The following is a 16,031-nucleotide window of genomic DNA, read 5'->3' on the forward strand; positions in this document are numbered from 1 at the left end:
TAATTAGTCAGGTAATCCTTGACCTCTTGTGGAGTCTTCCTCTCCCATATAATCCTGAACCGTTCTAAAGCCAATGTAGCTTCTTGCCGAATCCTGGTACTCGTAATCCCTTGTACTTACTTGTAGGAAGTAGGCAACATCCTTCCAAGACCCGCCACGGATTACCTTTCTTTGATTGTCCTGTGAACCAATGTTCGGGTTCATTGTGGACAGATATTCGTAGGCCCCTGGATCAAAGCTGGAATTGGTCCACTCTGAAACATTACCTGCCATATTGTAAAGGTTGTAGTCGTTTGGCTCAAAAGATTTTGCTTCTACGGTATACAGGGCAGCATCTGCCGCATAATCCCCTCGCTGTGGTTTAAAATTGGCCATAAAACAACCTGTATCGCTTATTACGTAAGGCCCTCCCCAAGGATATGTTCCCCCTTCGATACCTCCTCTTGCAGCATATTCCCATTCGGCCTCTGTTGGCAATCTAAATTGGTTTACAAACTGCTTTCCACGACTTTTTTGATCGTCGTTCTTGAATTTGGTTCTCCAGTTACAGAAAGCCTTGGCCTGCATCCAGTTTACCCCTACCACAGGATAGTCGCTGTAGGCATCGTGCCAAAAGTAATCGTTGTGCATTGGCTCGTTGTAGCTGTATTCAAAATCTCGGATCCAAACGGTGGTATCCGGATAAATTTCCAATTCTTCTTGTTTTATGAAGTCTTTTCTGCTGCCCGTTCTAGCTCTGGCGGCAGCTTCGATGTCCATCCAGCTGTATTTGTACTTGATTTTGGTAACATCAATACTCCTTAAACCATTGTAGCTTTCCTCTTCGGGAAGGTACATGGAATCCATTACTTCGGAGTAATACTCGTCGGGGTACTCGGAGGTATCCCAAACAAGGTCTACATCTTTGTTCAATGCACGGCCTTCGTAACCGGTGGCTCCCAGTCCCGCATAATTGTCGAGCATATATTTATCGTATGCCGAAAGTTCCGTGGTATCGGTATCTTTAAAAGCGTACTCTCCAATACCTTCATCTTCTGGACCAATGCCCAACTCATCGGCCAAAATGGCCAATTTGGTCCGTACAATGGAATCTTTGACCCACTCCACGAACTGACGGTACTCACTATTAGTGATTTCCGTATCGTCCATGTAAAAGGAACGTACGGTTACCGTTCTTGTGGGAGCGTTCAATACTTTTGCCTGATCCTCTTCGGCTTTACCCATTACAAAGGCGCCTCTGGGAATCAGTTCCATTCCATAGGGTTTTTCTGGATGCCATTTTTTTCCCCTTACCCCAACTAGTTCACCTTTTGACTTTGATTTAGAGCCACAACTGGTAAGCAAAAAAACAAGTGCTATAGATGACAAGAATAGCTTTCTCATACTTTAGGTTAAATTGTTCGATTCAAGATTTATAACTGTTATACACAGGTTCATTATTCTCAAAACTGATTTTTGAATAAATTATTGTGTTAAAAACAATTAATGGTCAAAAATTAATTTATTTAGTTCAAGCCTTTTCTGTAAGCTTTGAACCACCTTTCGGGAATGTTTTGGTTGCAAGCATCCAAATAGTCCTCTTCGGTGCATGGTAATAACGCCACCGAATTTGTTTTAGTATGTTCCGCTAAAATTGTTGGTACTTCTACCCACCACCTTTCTGTAATGTGGCTTTTGTAAAAGATAAGTTCTTCCGTATCTGTAGGTACGGTGAATTTTGTGAAGTCTTCGTTCTTGGAACTGGGATATTCCTTTATTCTATAGCTCAGTCCTTCTATAAAATACCAAATGATCTGGGCGATCATCTGAAATGCCTGATGAGAGTTTTCGCCTTCGTAGATACCGAAAAGCGATACTTTGTCACTTATACCCGCATAACGGGCAATGGCACAGATCTCCCTACCGGTAAAGCCATTGGGGGAAAAATTACGGGCCATTCCCATTTCGCTTGCCCGTATCGCCCTTAGATCCAAGCTTACAATATCGCTACTGCGCAACACTGGTTCGGCCAATTCTATGTTTGAAGCGATCTCGCCCAAGCGATAGGCATCAAAAAACAAACGCTCCATCAGGTCTTTCTCTTCTTGGGCATTGAAATAACTTTGATACCCAATATTTGAAAAATTAAAAAGATTATTTGGTTTGTCCGTAATGATCTTGCTCATGTAGGAATGGGATGAAATCAACTCATCATCCTCCCCGAAGTCGAATCTACTATCAATGGAGACCAAGTTTACCATATTCTTGATCTTGTCGAAAGCACGGTAGGTCGGAAAGGTAATATCTTGGGTAAGCCCCAGTACAATTGGAATAATGTTCTCTTCCAATAGGCCCGCTACAATTTCCTTTACTACAAAGTATGTATCTTCTACCGTATTACCTTCTTCCACATCGCCAATATCGATTATGGTGGAATTCCAATTGCCCATCATTAAACGGTAAAGCTGGATCCGCACCTCGTCGAGATCAAGTTTCTCGGGTTTTTTTTCGAATGCGTTTCTGGATTCCAATACACCAAATATAGCAACATCGGCATGTGCAAATACCGGAAGTCCATCCTGTTCGGTGTGTACGTGAATGTTTTTGCCCAATGCTTGTTCTGGCAGCAATTCGGAATGTGCCAATACTTTGTCCTTGACCGGAACCAGAAAATCGAAGGCCATATTATTTCTTAGCTTTTGCTTTTGTCTTGGCTTTTTTCTTTGGTGATTTCTTTTCCAATAGCGCCTGTGCTTCTTCCAATGTTATTTTGGTAGCGTCCACATCTTTGGTGAGCTCCACTTTTACCCTACCTTTTATAATATTGTGTCTTCCCCAACGCGCTTTTTCTATCCTGATTTTTTCCTCGGGCCATTCTTGAACGAGTTTTTCTGCCTCCTTTTTCTTTTTGGCCTCTATCAATTCGGCAATATCGCCATCGGAAAGATTGTCGAAATCGTATTTCTTGTTCACATTGATGAACATACCGTCCCATTTTATAAAAGGACCGAACCTACCTTTACCTTTGGTAACATCTTTTCCTTCGTAGGTGGCAATTGGGGCATCGGCTCTCTGTTTTGCCTGGATCAGTTCAATGGCCCTATCCATATCTACATCGAAAGCACTTTCGCCTTTATCCAAAGAGATGAACTTTTTCCCGAACCTTACATATGGACCGTAGCGCCCTACATTGGCCTCAACTTCTTCACCCTCGTAAACACCTAGTTTACGGGGCAGTTCAAAAAGCGTCATCGCCTCTTCAAAAGTAATGGTTCCAATGGACTGATCGGGCAGCAAACTGGCAAACTCCGGCTTTTCCTCGTCGTCCACGGTACCGATCTGCACCATGGGACCAAAGCGACCCAATCTTACGGATACCTGTCGCCCAGATTTTGGATCGGTGCCCAACACCCGCTCGCCACTGGCACGTTCGGCGTTTTCTTCCACCTCCAATACATTGGGATGGAAATCCTTATAGAAATTTTTCATCATTTCCTGCCAATCCTCATCACCCGATGCGATTTCATCGAAATCCTCTTCGACCTGTGCTGTAAAATTATAATCCAAAATTTGGGTGAAATGCGTAACCAAAAAGTCGTTTACGATCATCCCTATATCGGTCGGCACTATTTTTCCTTTCTCGGAACCTACCATTTCACTGAGTTGGCTATCGGACACTTTTCCATTTTCCAGAACAAGCTGTACATATTTGCGTTCCGATCCTTCAACGGTACCTTTTTCCACATATCCCCTATTTTGAATGGTTGATATGGTTGGGGCATAGGTAGATGGACGGCCGATTCCCAATTCTTCCAATTTCTTCACTAAAGAAGCTTCGGAATAGCGGTAAGGCGGACGCGAAAATCTTTCAGTTGCGGAAATGTAGACATTTTGTAATGCCTCGCCCACAACCATGGCAGGCAACATTCCTTCTTGCTCTTCCCCATCTTCGTCGTCGGTTCCCTCCAGATAAACTTTTAGAAAACCATCGAACTTAACCACCTCGCCGTTCGCGGAGAATTCTTCGTTATGGGTACTTGCTTGTATTTTTACATTGGTACGTTCCAATTGGGCATCGCTCATTTGAGAAGCCAAGGTACGTTTCCAGATCAACTCGTATAGTTTGGCCTGATCGCGCTCTAATTGCGGCGACTGTAGCTTCATATCGGTTGGCCGAATGGCTTCGTGGGCCTCCTGCGCACCTTTGGTCTTGCCTGTAAAATTTCTGGTCTGACTATACTTTTCGCCATAATTGTCCAGAATTGCCTCTTTTGCCGCGGCAATGGCTTCGTTGGACAGATTTACGCTGTCCGTTCTCATGTAGGTAATAAGACCTGCTTCGTACAAACGTTGTGCTACCTGCATGGTTCGGCTTACCGAAAAATATAACTTCCGTGATGCCTCCTGCTGCAATGTGGATGTGGTAAATGGTGCGGCAGGTGATTTTTTAGCAGGCTTTTTGGCCAGATCGGAAACCGAAAAGTCAGCCCCTATGTTTTCTTTTAAAAAACTCTCAGCTTCGGTCTTTGTTGGAAAGGTTTTATTTAACTTGGCAGCAAAAGTACTCCCTCCATCTGTCTTAAATTCAGCCTTTATCCTGAACGATGCTTCTGGAGTGAATGCCTCTATCTCACGTTCACGCTCTACGATCAACCGAACAGCCACGGACTGTACCCTACCTGCAGATAGTCCTGGTTTTATTTTTTTCCAAAGTACCGGGGAAAGCTCATACCCCACCAGTCGGTCCAACACTCTTCTGGCCTGTTGTGCATTCACCAAGTTGTAGTTGATGTCCCTTGGGTTTTCTATTGCCTTTTGAATGGCCGATTTGGTAATCGAGTTAAACACAATCCGTTTGGTCTTGTCTTTGTCCAAACCAAGCTCCTCTGCCAAATGCCAAGATATAGCCTCTCCTTCGCGGTCCTCATCACTGGCCAGCCATATGGTCTCCGCTTTTTTTGCCAAATCCTTAAGCTTTTTCACCAAGGCCTTCTTCTCCTTGTCCACGGTATATTTTGGCTTAAAATCGTTTTCAACATCAACACCGAGTTCCTTGGATGGAAGATCTGCGATATGACCAAAACTTGACTCTACTTGGAAATCTTTTCCCAAAAACCGTTCAATGGTCTTTGCCTTTGCGGGGGACTCTACAATAACTAAATTCTTTGGCATGCACTGGGTTTTGTGACAACAAAAGTATATTAAAATTTAAACATCGGCATTTACCGGTATCGATTTCATCATAAATTCAAATAAAATCATCGAGAAAACAACCCTATTAATATTAATGTATATGTGATGGCTAATGGAGGTAAAATAATTGTTATTTTTAGAAGGACTAACTCAATAATCCTATTCTGATGACCAACCGCATTCTTTTTTTGGTACTGACAGTACTCTTTTTTTATCCCTCGCAAGCGCAACGCAAAAAAAACAAAAATAACACGCCCCAATTCAATGAGTCCCTTTATAGTGGCATGGAATGGAGGATGCTGGGACCCCACCGAGGTGGACGTGCCGGTACGGTCGCAGGTGTAATCGACGACCCCAATCTTTATTATATGGGCACTGCCGGTGGCGGTGTATGGAGAACCACCGATGCGGGAAACTCGTGGGAGTGCATTTCCGACGGTTATTTTGGAGGCTCCATTGGCGTAGTGGCCGTAGCGGAATCCGACCCTAATATTATTTATGTTGGCGAAGGAGAACAGACCCTTAGAGGAAATGTTTCCTCGGGACACGGGCTTTGGAAAAGTATGGATGCCGGGGAGACTTGGGAATTCATTGGACTGAAAGACTCTGAGCACATTGCTCGTATTCGCATCCACCCAAAAAACCCGGACATTGTGTATGTGGCGGCCATTGGAAATCTTTGGAAACCAAACGAGACACGAGGTGTTTTTCGTTCCACCGATGGAGGCAAAAACTGGGAAAAGATTTTATACATCAGCGATAAAGCTGGTGCGGGCGACCTGATCATGGATCCTAACAACAGTAGAATTCTGTATGCTGCCACATGGGAAATGAAACGAAACGGTTACCGTATGGACAGTGGTGGCCCAGATAGCAGAATGTTCAAAAGTACAGATGGCGGTGATACTTGGAACGATATTTCTGAAAACTCAGGGTTACCAGGATTTCCTTGGGGAATAGTTGGCATTGCGGTTTCCCCAATTGATTCTGACAGAGTTTTTGCCATTATAGAAGCGGAAGATGGAGGTGTCTATCGTTCTGATGATGCTGGAACCACATGGAAAAAAGTAAACGAAAACAGAGGACTCCGACAACGTGCCTGGTACTACAGCAGGATTTATGCCGATACCCAAAACATTGACAAGGTTTGGGTGATGAATGTGAGTTACGGCGTTTCCACAGACGGTGGAAATACATTTACCCTAAAAAATGCGCCCCATGGGGATCATCACGATCTTTGGATAGACCCGAACAATAATCAAAGAATGATCATTGCCGATGACGGGGGAGCCCAAATCTCCAATGATGGCGGAAATAATTGGACTACTTATTATAACCAGCCCACAATGCAGTTTTATCGAATTGCTACGGACAGTATTTTTCCATACAGAATATACGGGGCACAACAGGACAATACCGCATTACGAATTTACCATCGCTCCGCTGGTTCGGCAATCACCCAAGCAGATTGGGAACCTACCGCAGGCGGCGAAAGTGCGCATTTGGCCCCGGACCCCAAGAACAACCAGTTGGTATACGGGGGCACATACAAGGGATATATGAATCGTCTGGACCATACTACCGGACAAACGATTTCCACCAATATATGGCCGGACAACCCTGCTGGTTCCGGGGCCGAAGTGATGAAGTACCGTTTCAACTGGAACTACCCATTGACTTTTAGCCGACACGACCCTAATGTACTTTATGCTGGCTCCAACTATTTGCATGCCACTACGGATGGAGGTCAATCCTGGAAAACCATTTCACCAGAATTGGCCAGAGGAATTCCCGAGACCATCGAATCATCCGGAGGACCCATTACACAGGATAATACAGGCGCAGAATTTTACTCCAATGTTTTTGTGATTACGGAATCAATTCTGGAAAAAGGTGTTATTTGGACCGGTAGCGACGACGGATTGATCCACGTAACCCGCGACAATGGAACAACCTGGGAAAACGTTACCCCACCGGCATCCATGTCCCCAAAATTGAATATGATCAACTGCATAGATGCTAGCCCGTTCAAGCCCGGAACCGTATATGTTGCCGCCACTTCCTACAAGTTTGGCGATTACACTCCTTATTTATATAAAACCGATGATTACGGCAAAACATGGACATTGATCACCAATGGCATCAAGGAGAATTATTATACACGGGCCATACGTTCCGATAAGGTCCGCGAAGGTTTGTTGTACGCCGGCACGGAGTGGGGCATGTATGTTTCGTTCAACGATGGGAAAAACTGGGTACCGTTCCAACTTAATTTGCCCGTTACCTCCATTAGGGACCTTCATGTAAGGGACAACGACCTTATTGCCGCAACCCACGGAAGAAGTTTTTGGATGATAGATGACCTAACACCGCTTCAACAGTTATCCGAAGACGTGGCAAACAGTGACTTTTACCTCTACAAACCGGATATGGCATATAGAATGCACCAGAATCGTGCTTGGAGAAAGCCCGACACTAAATTGGTAGGGGAAAATCATCCTGATGGTGCCATCATCAACTTTTACCTTAAAACACTAAAAGAAACCGATACCGTTACCATGGAGATTTTGGAATCCAACGGCAATGTTGTCCAAAGCTTCTCCAACCATGCCAAGCCGGACAAATTGGACCCGACATCGACTCAAAAATTAGATGTTTCCGAGGGAGGCAATCGCTTTATTTGGAATATGAGATATCCCGGTTTTCAAGAATTTAAGGGAATGGTCTTTTATTCTTCCCCGAACATAGGCCCCAAAGCGGTACCTGGCACGTATAGGGCCAAACTTACTGTGAATGGAAAATCCATGGAGCAACCGTTCAACATTGTAAAAGACCCAAGGATAGCATTGAGCCAAGCTGATTTTCAAGATCAATTTGATTTTGTAATGAAAGTGCGGGATCAAGTTTCCCGTGCCAACAAGGCCATTATCAATATCCGAAGTATTAAAAAGGACTTGGCCTACTTAAAGGAAAAAACCAAGAACGATAAAGAATTGCAAAAGATGGCCAAAGATTTTGAAACCGAGCTTTCAGTGATAGAAAACAATATCCACATGACCAAAAACCAAAGTAGACAAGACCCATTGAATTATGGCATCCGAATTAATAATAGGTTGGCCTTTTTAATGGTAGACTCTCAACGGGGAGATCAAAAACCGACCCAACAGGCCCAAGAGTTTTTTGTGGAAGTGTCCAAGGAACTCGACCAAGAGATCAATGCTCTAAACGCTTTGGTGCAAAAACAAGCTACGCTGATCAATCAAAAAGTGGATCAAAATCAAATAAAAATGATCTCTACCCCATAAGCGAATAAATCTTTTTTAAAAAAACGCCCTTAATTAAGGGCGTTTTTTACATAATTTATGCATCCATAGAAATTCCTACGGTGTCCTTGTATACAAAATAAATAGGGATTTTACCGAACATAGCTGTAAAAAACACACCTACAAAACATAGCACAACACCCAGTTGGGCAATCAATCCAGAGACAAGTACCAATAAAAAAATCATTAGCCAATTTTTGTTTCCAAGAGCAAATCCGGATTTTACTATTTCCAGTGCAGAAAGCTCTTTGTCAAAAGCAAAAAAAGCCGGAAACAAGGATATGGGCACTATTAAATAAAAAATACCAAGCCCACAGGTAAGCACACCTAAAAGGGATAAACCCAACATAACCAGGGAAAGCAATAAAGCCTTGACCAGATATTCCTTCTTAAAATAATAAAAATAGTCGTCCTTGCCTGTTTCGTTTAAATCGTACTTTCTACAAATTCTTAAAAAAGCAGCGTTCAAGCAGATGCCAACCATCATCACACCAAGAATAAATATTGGCATAAACAATACCATGAACCCCGCAAAAGCAGGAGGCATTTCTTGCTGCTCCAATGAGCTCGGGTCACTTATGCCCATAATGATCATCGGCAAATATATCAAGAGATAAAACGGAAGTATGCTCACAAAGGTTATGATCAGTACAATAAATCCTTGCAACCATACCTTTTTGAAGAGCTCAACGGAATTGTTCAAAACACTCCCAAAGTCCACGGCTGGACTCTGCTTAATTCTTTCCGTAAGATGGATATAGTTCATAGGTAAACAAGTTGGTTTATCGGTTTGAAGGTAACACTAACAGAGAATATCTCAATATATTATTAAAAAACACTGCCAAATTGTCACTAAAATGTAATAAGCACTATCTTTGCAACTTGTTGAAACATTTATGACAGAGGAAAAGAGCGTGGAAAAAATAATAGACGAAAGCCAACAAGGAAGCACCTTGTCGCTGGAAAACAACAACAATAACGGACGAAAGCTGTACATAGAGAGCTATGGCTGCCAGATGAATTTTTCCGATAGCGAAATCGTAGCATCCATTTTGGCCAAAGAGGGATTCAATACCACCCAAAACCTGGACGATGCCGATTTGGTTTTGGTAAACACCTGCTCCATTCGCGAAAAAGCAGAGCAGACCGTTCGTAAACGCTTGGAAAAGTTTAATGCGGTAAAACGAACCAAACCCAATATGAAGGTAGGTGTTCTTGGATGTATGGCGGAACGACTGAAAAGCAAATTTTTGGAAGAAGAGAAAATTGTGGATATGGTCGTTGGGCCGGATGCCTACAAAGACCTGCCCAACCTTATCCAAGAAATTGACGAAGGCAGAAATGCCGTAAACGTAATCCTTTCCAAAGATGAGACTTATGGCGATGTTGCCCCAGTCCGATTAAACTCCAACGGGGTTTCCGCCTTTGTTTCCATAACCCGTGGTTGCGACAACATGTGTACTTTTTGCGTAGTACCCTTTACGCGTGGTAGAGAGCGTAGCCGTGACCCACAATCCATTTTGGAAGAAGTGAACGATCTTTGGGAGAAAGGTTTCAAGGAAATTACACTATTAGGTCAAAACGTAGATAGCTATCTCTGGTATGGTGGAGGACTAAAAAAAGATTTTGATAAAGCGACCGACATGCAAAAGGCCACTTCGGTAAATTTTGCCGGTCTGCTGGAGCTTGTTGCCCAAGCACAGCCAAAAATGCGTATTCGCTTCTCCACATCGAACCCACAGGATATGACCCTGGATGTAATCGAGACCATGGCCAAATACGAGAACATCTGCAAATATATCCACCTACCGGTTCAAAGCGGGAGCAATCGAATTTTAAAGGCGATGAACCGTTTACATACCCGTGAGGAGTATTTTGAATTGATAGATAATATCAAAAAAATTATTCCGGACTGCGCCATTAGCCAAGATATGATCACGGGATTCCCCACCGAGACGGAAGAAGACCATAAGGATACCCTTAGCTTAATGGAATACGTAAAATACGATTTTGGATTTATGTTCGCCTACTCCGAGCGCCCGGGAACACTCGCCGAACGTAAAATGGAGGACGATATTCCAGAAGACATCAAAAAAAGACGTCTTACCGAAATAATTGAACTCCAACAAACACATAGCCACTATCGAACCCAGCAACATTTGGGTAAAATCGAGGAAGTCCTTATCGAAGGGACCTCCAAGAAATCAGATACCCATTGGATGGGCAGAAACTCGCAAAACACCGTTGTAGTTTTCCCAAAGGAACATTACAAGGTCGGTGATTTCGTGAACGTAAAAATCAATGAATGCACCTCTGCCACCCTAATCGGCGAGGCCATTGAATATTCTAAGAACAATTAACCATGGAGAGTGTTCAATCCATAAAACAAAGGTTCGAGCTTATTGGCAACGACGTTAAGCTCAATCGAGCCATCGAAAAAGCCATACAAGTTGCCCCGACCGACATTTCGGTTCTAGTAACTGGCGAAAGTGGTGTTGGTAAAGAATCCATACCTAAAATAATCCATTCGCTCTCGCACCGCAAACATGCCAAATACATCGCGGTAAACTGCGGTGCAATTCCAGAGGGCACCATAGACAGCGAACTCTTCGGACACGAAAAAGGGGCTTTTACAGGAGCTACACAAACACGCAGCGGTTATTTTGAAGTGGCCGATGGCGGTACCATATTCTTGGACGAGGTTGGAGAACTACCTTTGACCACCCAAGTAAGACTGCTTCGGGTGTTGGAAAACGGGGAATTTCTTAAAGTTGGGTCATCGCAAGTTCAAAAAACAAACGTTAGGATCGTAGCGGCAACCAACATCAACATGTTCGAAGCCATAGAAAAAGAAAAATTCCGTGAAGATCTTTACTACAGATTGAGCACTGTTGAAATTAATTTGCCCCCACTTCGAGAGAGACGCGAGGACATCCATTTATTGTTCCGAAAATTTGCTTCGGACTTTGGCCAGAAATACAAAATGCCTACGATTCGTTTAGAGGACGATGCCATTCAACTCTTATTAAAATATCGATGGCCGGGCAACATTCGTCAATTACGGAACATTGCGGAACAAATATCCGTCCTGGAGGAAGAACGCAACATTTCTGCAGTAACACTGAACAGTTATTTGCCCAATGCAAGCGGTTCCAACTTACCTGCGGTAGTTGAACAATCCAAAAAAGAAGGTGATTTTAGCAACGAACGCGAGATTTTGTACAAAGTGCTTTTTGATATGAAAGGCGACCTAAACGATCTTAAAAAATTGACCTTGGAACTATTAAAGGACAACGACTCCAATAAAGTTCAACGGGAGAACGAAGGGCTAATCCGAAAAATCTACGGCAATCAAGATGAGGAAGATATTGAACACGAAGAAAGCCTATCCACAGAATTATTGCATCTTCCGGAGCCGGTGGTAGATTCGACCGCCCCTACCCCACTACAGCAACAAGCACAGGAGGACAGGTACCATTTTGCAGAGGAAATTGAAGAAGAAGAAACCCTATCTTTACAGGAAAAAGAAATCGAATTGATAAAAAAATCACTGGAGCGCAATAAAGGAAAACGAAAAGCGGCAGCCTCCGAACTGGGTATTTCCGAAAGAACGCTCTACCGAAAAATAAAGCAGTACGATCTTTAAATTACAAATGAGCAATTCATGAAATTGATGCAAAAAAACGGAATTAAGTTTGCCATGCTGGGACTGGCATTTTTCTTGCAGAGTTGTGGTGCCTATAACTTTTCTGGAGCCGATATAGGTACCGCGCAAAGTTTCCAGGTCAACTTTTTCCAAAACTATGCCGACCAAACACCTGGCTCGGTGATCGTACCCGGACTGGGCAGGGATTTTACTTTGGCTCTACAGGATATGATCAACGATCTTACCAGTCTATCACTTACCGGCAGCAATGGTGATCTAATGTACGAAGGCGAAATCGTGGAATACAAGGTCGTTCCCATGACAGCGACAGCTGACCAGCTAACAGCTCAAAACCGATTGACCATGAGCGTTAATGTCCGGTTTTACAATACCACCAAAGAAGATTCAGATTTTGAAAGACGGTTTTCCTTCTTTTACGATTTTGATGCCGCAGCCTCGCTGACCTCGGTACAGGCCGCAGCACACGAAGAAATTTTTGAACGACTAACCCAAGACATTTTTAATGCATCTTTGGGAAATTGGTAACACTTTATGAACGTTTCAGATTTTATACAAATTCTTCAAAATTCGAATACCATCCTGTCCCCAAAACAAACCAGGGAGCTGGAGGATATTATTGAGGAATACCCCTATTTTCAAGCAGCGCGGGCTTTGCACTTAAAAGGGCTTAAAAATCTGGACAGCTACAAGTATAACAGTGCATTAAAAGTAACGGCCGCCTATACCGCGGACAGGGACGTACTTTTTGATTATATAACCTCCAAAGAGTTTATCCAGAACAATATTGCCAATGCCATTGCCGGGCGCGGTTCCAAACTCGAAGACCAGGAAGCCGTCTCCGAAGAGATTGAGCCCAATCCGGATACGGTTAGCATGCTGACCGAATCCAATGAACCAGCACTTCCACAGAATATAAACGATGCCGAACAGATCCTGAACCCAGAACTCTTTAAATCGGTTGCGCCGCAAAAAGAGAAAAAAGAGGGCACTGAACCAGAAAAAGACACCGGTACCGATTTGCAATTGGGCAAACCCCTAACTTTTACCAAAAAAGAGAAGCACTCCTTTACCGAGTGGCTCCAATTAACGTCGAATTCGGAGGAAACCGAAGAAGTCCAAACTGATGTTATGGAGGAACTGGAGCGTAAGAAAAAATTTGAGCTGTTGGACAAGTTTATAGAAAACAATCCAAAAATTGTCCCCAAGGAAACCAACCCAAAAGTCAACATAAAAGAGTCTACAAGAATTGATAAAAATGAATTGATGACAGAGACTTTGGCCAAGGTTTATTTGGAGCAAAAAAAGTACAAAAAGGCCATTCAAGCTTTTAAAATATTGAGTTTGAAATATCCAGAAAAAAGTGGTTTCTTTGCAGACCAAATTCAGGCGGTGAAGAAGCTGCAGAAAGAAAAAGATAAGAAATGAGCACGTTTACAATTTTTTTGGTACTGATTATTATCGTGTGCCTTTTGTTGGTCTTGGTCATTATGGTCCAGAATCCTAAAGGTGGAGGTTTGTCCTCTTCTTTTGGCGGAAGTGGCAACCAAGTTGTTGGTGGTGTAAAAAAGACAGGCGACTTCTTGGACAAGAGTACTTGGACGTTGGCCACTTTGTTGATCGTTTTAATATTGCTTTCCAATGTTTCCTTAAAAGGAAGTTATAGTCAAGCAGATTCCAAACTACTTCAAGGGGACGATACCGAAATTCCCGAGACCATTCCAGAAGAAGTACCGGAACAAGTACCAGCAACTACTCCGAGTCCAACGGACACTATCGGATAGTATAAGTGACAAAGCATAAAAAATGCCAGCTTGAAATGACAAGCTGGCATTTTTGTTTTACAGAATGTCAGTTTTTTTCCATTGGCACAATTTCTGTCTTTTAGATACCAGAATTTTTAAAACAAACATCTAAAATTTTAAATATGGCTAAAGTAAATATCAAACCATTGGCAGACAGGGTTTTGATCGAGCCTCTACAGGCCGAGACAAAAACTGCCTCCGGTATCATTATCCCGGACAACGCAAAGGAAAAACCACAAAAGGGAACCGTTGTGGCAGTTGGCCCCGGTACCAAGGACGAAAAAGTTACCGTTAAGGTAGGCGATACCGTTCTTTATGGAAAATATGCCGGTACCGAACTCAAGCTCGATGGCACCGACTATTTGATGATGCGCGAAAGCGATATTTTGGCAATTGTTTAATTAAAAAATCAACTAGAAAGAAATGGCAAAAGATATTAAGTTTGATATTGAAGCACGTGACGGACTTAAACGTGGCGTTGATAAATTGGCCGAGGCTGTAAAAGTAACCTTGGGGCCAAAAGGTAGAAACGTTATCATCAGTAAATCTTTTGGTGCGCCCCAAGTAACCAAAGATGGTGTTTCCGTTGCGAAAGAAATCGAATTGGAAGACGCCCTTGAAGACATGGGTGCACAAATGGTGAAGGAAGTTGCTTCCAAAACCAACGATCAAGCAGGTGACGGTACCACTACTGCAACCGTTTTGGCCCAAGCTATCGTAAAAGAAGGGCTAAAAAACGTTGCCGCTGGTGCCAACCCAATGGATTTGAAAAGAGGTATCGACAAAGCTGTTGAAGCCTTGGTGGCCGACCTAGAAAAACAAACCAAGGAAGTAGGCAACAACTCCGACAAGATTAAGCAAGTAGCTTCGATCTCTGCCAATAACGATGATACCATTGGTGATTTGATCGCCAAAGCATTCGGCAAAGTAGGCAAAGAAGGTGTGATCACCGTAGAGGAGGCCAAAGGTACCGACACCTACGTGGACGTAGTGGAAGGTATGCAGTTCGATAGAGGATACCTATCGCCATACTTTGTTACCGATACCGATAAAATGATCGCTGATCTGGAGAATCCTTACATCCTCCTTTTTGACAAGAAAATCTCCAACTTACAGGAAATCCTTCCCATACTTGAACCAGTAGCACAATCCGGAAGACCACTCTTGATCATCGCCGAAGATGTTGAGGGCCAAGCCCTAGCCACTTTGGTAGTGAACAAATTGAGAGGTGGACTTAAAATTGCCGCTGTAAAGGCTCCCGGATTTGGAGACAGAAGAAAGGCCATGTTGGAAGATATTGCCATCTTGACCGGTGGTACGGTTATCTCAGAAGAAAGAGGTTTCTCTTTGGAAAATGCCTCGTTGGACATGTTGGGCACTGCCGAGACCGTAACCATTGACAAAGACAATACGACCATTGTAAACGGAAACGGAAACGCAGAAGACATAAAAGCTAGAGTTGGACAGATCAAAGCCCAAATCGAGACCACTACGTCTGATTACGACAAAGAAAAACTGCAAGAACGTTTGGCCAAATTGGCCGGTGGTGTTGCCGTACTATACGTTGGTGCCGCTTCCGAAGTGGAAATGAAAGAGAAAAAAGACCGTGTGGACGATGCTCTACATGCCACACGTGCCGCCGTCGAGGAAGGAATTGTTGCCGGTGGTGGTGTTGCCCTGGTAAGAGCCAAAAAAGTACTCGAAAAACTGGCAACCGATTCTTTGGACGAAACCACTGGTGTACAAATTGTAGCAAAAGCTATCGAAGCCCCACTACGTACCATTGTAGAGAACGCAGGTGGTGAAGGATCTGTGGTTATCTCCAAAGTATTGGAAGGCAAAAAAGATTACGGTTATGATGCCAAATCCGATCAATACGTGGATATGCTCAAAGCAGGAATCATCGACCCTAAAAAAGTAACCCGTATTGCCTTGGAGAACGCTGCATCTGTGGCCGGAATGATCTTGACCACCGAGTGTGCATTGACCGATATTAAGGAAGATGCCCCTGCAATGCCTCCAATGGGAGGTGGTGGCGGTATGCCCGGCATGATGTAAGATCATTAA

General features: G+C 43.5%; 12 protein-coding genes. 8 read left to right on the forward strand and 4 right to left on the reverse strand.

Annotated elements, in window-relative coordinates; translation table 11 throughout:
- Nucleotides 1-3: 3 nt before the first annotated feature.
- The 3 genes from gldK to topA form a co-directional block, all read right to left on the reverse strand.
- Entirely contained in the window at nucleotides 4-1,383 is a 1,380-nt protein-coding gene (gene gldK, locus ABTP35_RS04290) for a gliding motility lipoprotein GldK (protein ID WP_224836384.1), read from the reverse strand.
- A gap of 122 nt (nucleotides 1,384-1,505) precedes the next feature.
- Nucleotides 1,506-2,663 carry a formimidoylglutamase gene (locus ABTP35_RS04295; protein WP_224836383.1) on the reverse strand — a complete coding sequence of 386 codons (1,158 nt, stop codon included), beginning with the start codon at nucleotides 2,661-2,663 and terminating at the stop codon, nucleotides 1,506-1,508.
- 1 nt (nucleotide 2,664) lies between these two features.
- Nucleotides 2,665-5,151, reverse strand: a complete 2,487-nt coding sequence (gene topA / locus ABTP35_RS04300; RefSeq protein WP_252080653.1) for a type I DNA topoisomerase — start codon at nucleotides 5,149-5,151, stop codon at nucleotides 2,665-2,667.
- Between the two features lie 188 nt (nucleotides 5,152-5,339).
- Between topA and ABTP35_RS04305 the strand changes: the two genes are divergently transcribed.
- The gene (locus tag ABTP35_RS04305) at nucleotides 5,340-8,477 is read left to right on the forward strand and encodes a glycosyl hydrolase (RefSeq protein WP_293293631.1); all 3,138 of its coding nucleotides are present in this window, start codon (nucleotides 5,340-5,342) and stop codon (nucleotides 8,475-8,477) included.
- Nucleotides 8,478-8,532: 55 nt separating this feature from the next.
- Here the strand turns inward: ABTP35_RS04305 and ABTP35_RS04310 are convergent, their stop codons facing one another.
- Nucleotides 8,533-9,261, reverse strand: a complete 729-nt coding sequence (locus tag ABTP35_RS04310) for a hypothetical protein (RefSeq protein ID WP_293293629.1) — start codon at nucleotides 9,259-9,261, stop codon at nucleotides 8,533-8,535.
- A gap of 148 nt (nucleotides 9,262-9,409) precedes the next feature.
- On the opposite strand from ABTP35_RS04310, the gene miaB reads away from it, so the two are divergent.
- The 7 genes from miaB to groL all read left to right on the forward strand — a co-directional run bounded on the left by miaB (nucleotide 9,410) and on the right by groL (nucleotide 16,022).
- Nucleotides 9,410-10,855 (forward strand): tRNA (N6-isopentenyl adenosine(37)-C2)-methylthiotransferase MiaB, encoded by a 1,446-nt coding sequence (gene miaB, locus ABTP35_RS04315; RefSeq protein WP_375334515.1) that lies wholly within the window; start codon nucleotides 9,410-9,412, stop codon nucleotides 10,853-10,855.
- A 2-nt stretch (nucleotides 10,856-10,857) separates the two neighbouring features.
- Entirely contained in the window at nucleotides 10,858-12,141 is a 1,284-nt protein-coding gene (locus ABTP35_RS04320; RefSeq protein ID WP_293293625.1) for a sigma-54 dependent transcriptional regulator, read from the forward strand.
- Between the two features lie 18 nt (nucleotides 12,142-12,159).
- Nucleotides 12,160-12,687 (forward strand): LptE family protein, encoded by a 528-nt coding sequence (locus ABTP35_RS04325; protein WP_224836378.1) that lies wholly within the window; start codon nucleotides 12,160-12,162, stop codon nucleotides 12,685-12,687.
- A 6-nt stretch (nucleotides 12,688-12,693) separates the two neighbouring features.
- A complete protein-coding gene (locus ABTP35_RS04330; protein WP_293293623.1) occupies nucleotides 12,694-13,587 on the forward strand; it encodes a hypothetical protein in 894 nt (297 codons plus the stop codon).
- Nucleotides 13,584-13,943, forward strand: coding sequence for a preprotein translocase subunit SecG (secG, locus tag ABTP35_RS04335; protein ID WP_224836376.1), 360 nt, complete (start codon nucleotides 13,584-13,586; stop codon nucleotides 13,941-13,943). Before ABTP35_RS04330 ends, secG begins: the two co-directional genes overlap by 4 nt.
- Nucleotides 13,944-14,086: 143 nt before the next feature.
- On the forward strand, nucleotides 14,087-14,365 hold the full coding sequence (gene groES / locus ABTP35_RS04340; protein WP_119640084.1) for a co-chaperone GroES: 279 nt from the start codon (nucleotides 14,087-14,089) through the stop codon (nucleotides 14,363-14,365).
- A 22-nt stretch (nucleotides 14,366-14,387) separates the two neighbouring features.
- Nucleotides 14,388-16,022 (forward strand): chaperonin GroEL, encoded by a 1,635-nt coding sequence (gene groL, locus ABTP35_RS04345; RefSeq protein WP_224836374.1) that lies wholly within the window; start codon nucleotides 14,388-14,390, stop codon nucleotides 16,020-16,022.
- Nucleotides 16,023-16,031 lie beyond the last annotated feature (9 nt).

It is taken from the genome of Flagellimonas alginilytica (genome assembly GCF_042134605.1).
Classification (GTDB): domain Bacteria; phylum Bacteroidota; class Bacteroidia; order Flavobacteriales; family Flavobacteriaceae; genus Flagellimonas; species Flagellimonas alginolytica.

Coding starts and splice junctions, on each gene's coding strand:
- secG (WP_224836376.1), top strand. CDS start 13,584: ATGAGCACGTTTACAATTTTTTTGGTACTGATTATTATCGTGTGCCTT.
- groL (WP_224836374.1), top strand. CDS start 14,388: ATGGCAAAAGATATTAAGTTTGATATTGAAGCACGTGACGGACTTAAA.
- ABTP35_RS04310 (WP_293293629.1), bottom strand. CDS start 9,261: ATGAACTATATCCATCTTACGGAAAGAATTAAGCAGAGTCCAGCCGTG.
- topA (WP_252080653.1), bottom strand. CDS start 5,151: ATGCCAAAGAATTTAGTTATTGTAGAGTCCCCCGCAAAGGCAAAGACC.
- groES (WP_119640084.1), top strand. CDS start 14,087: ATGGCTAAAGTAAATATCAAACCATTGGCAGACAGGGTTTTGATCGAG.
- ABTP35_RS04320 (WP_293293625.1), top strand. CDS start 10,858: ATGGAGAGTGTTCAATCCATAAAACAAAGGTTCGAGCTTATTGGCAAC.
- ABTP35_RS04295 (WP_224836383.1), bottom strand. CDS start 2,663: ATGGCCTTCGATTTTCTGGTTCCGGTCAAGGACAAAGTATTGGCACAT.
- ABTP35_RS04330 (WP_293293623.1), top strand. CDS start 12,694: ATGAACGTTTCAGATTTTATACAAATTCTTCAAAATTCGAATACCATC.
- ABTP35_RS04325 (WP_224836378.1), top strand. CDS start 12,160: ATGAAATTGATGCAAAAAAACGGAATTAAGTTTGCCATGCTGGGACTG.
- ABTP35_RS04305 (WP_293293631.1), top strand. CDS start 5,340: ATGACCAACCGCATTCTTTTTTTGGTACTGACAGTACTCTTTTTTTAT.
- gldK (WP_224836384.1), bottom strand. CDS start 1,383: ATGAGAAAGCTATTCTTGTCATCTATAGCACTTGTTTTTTTGCTTACC.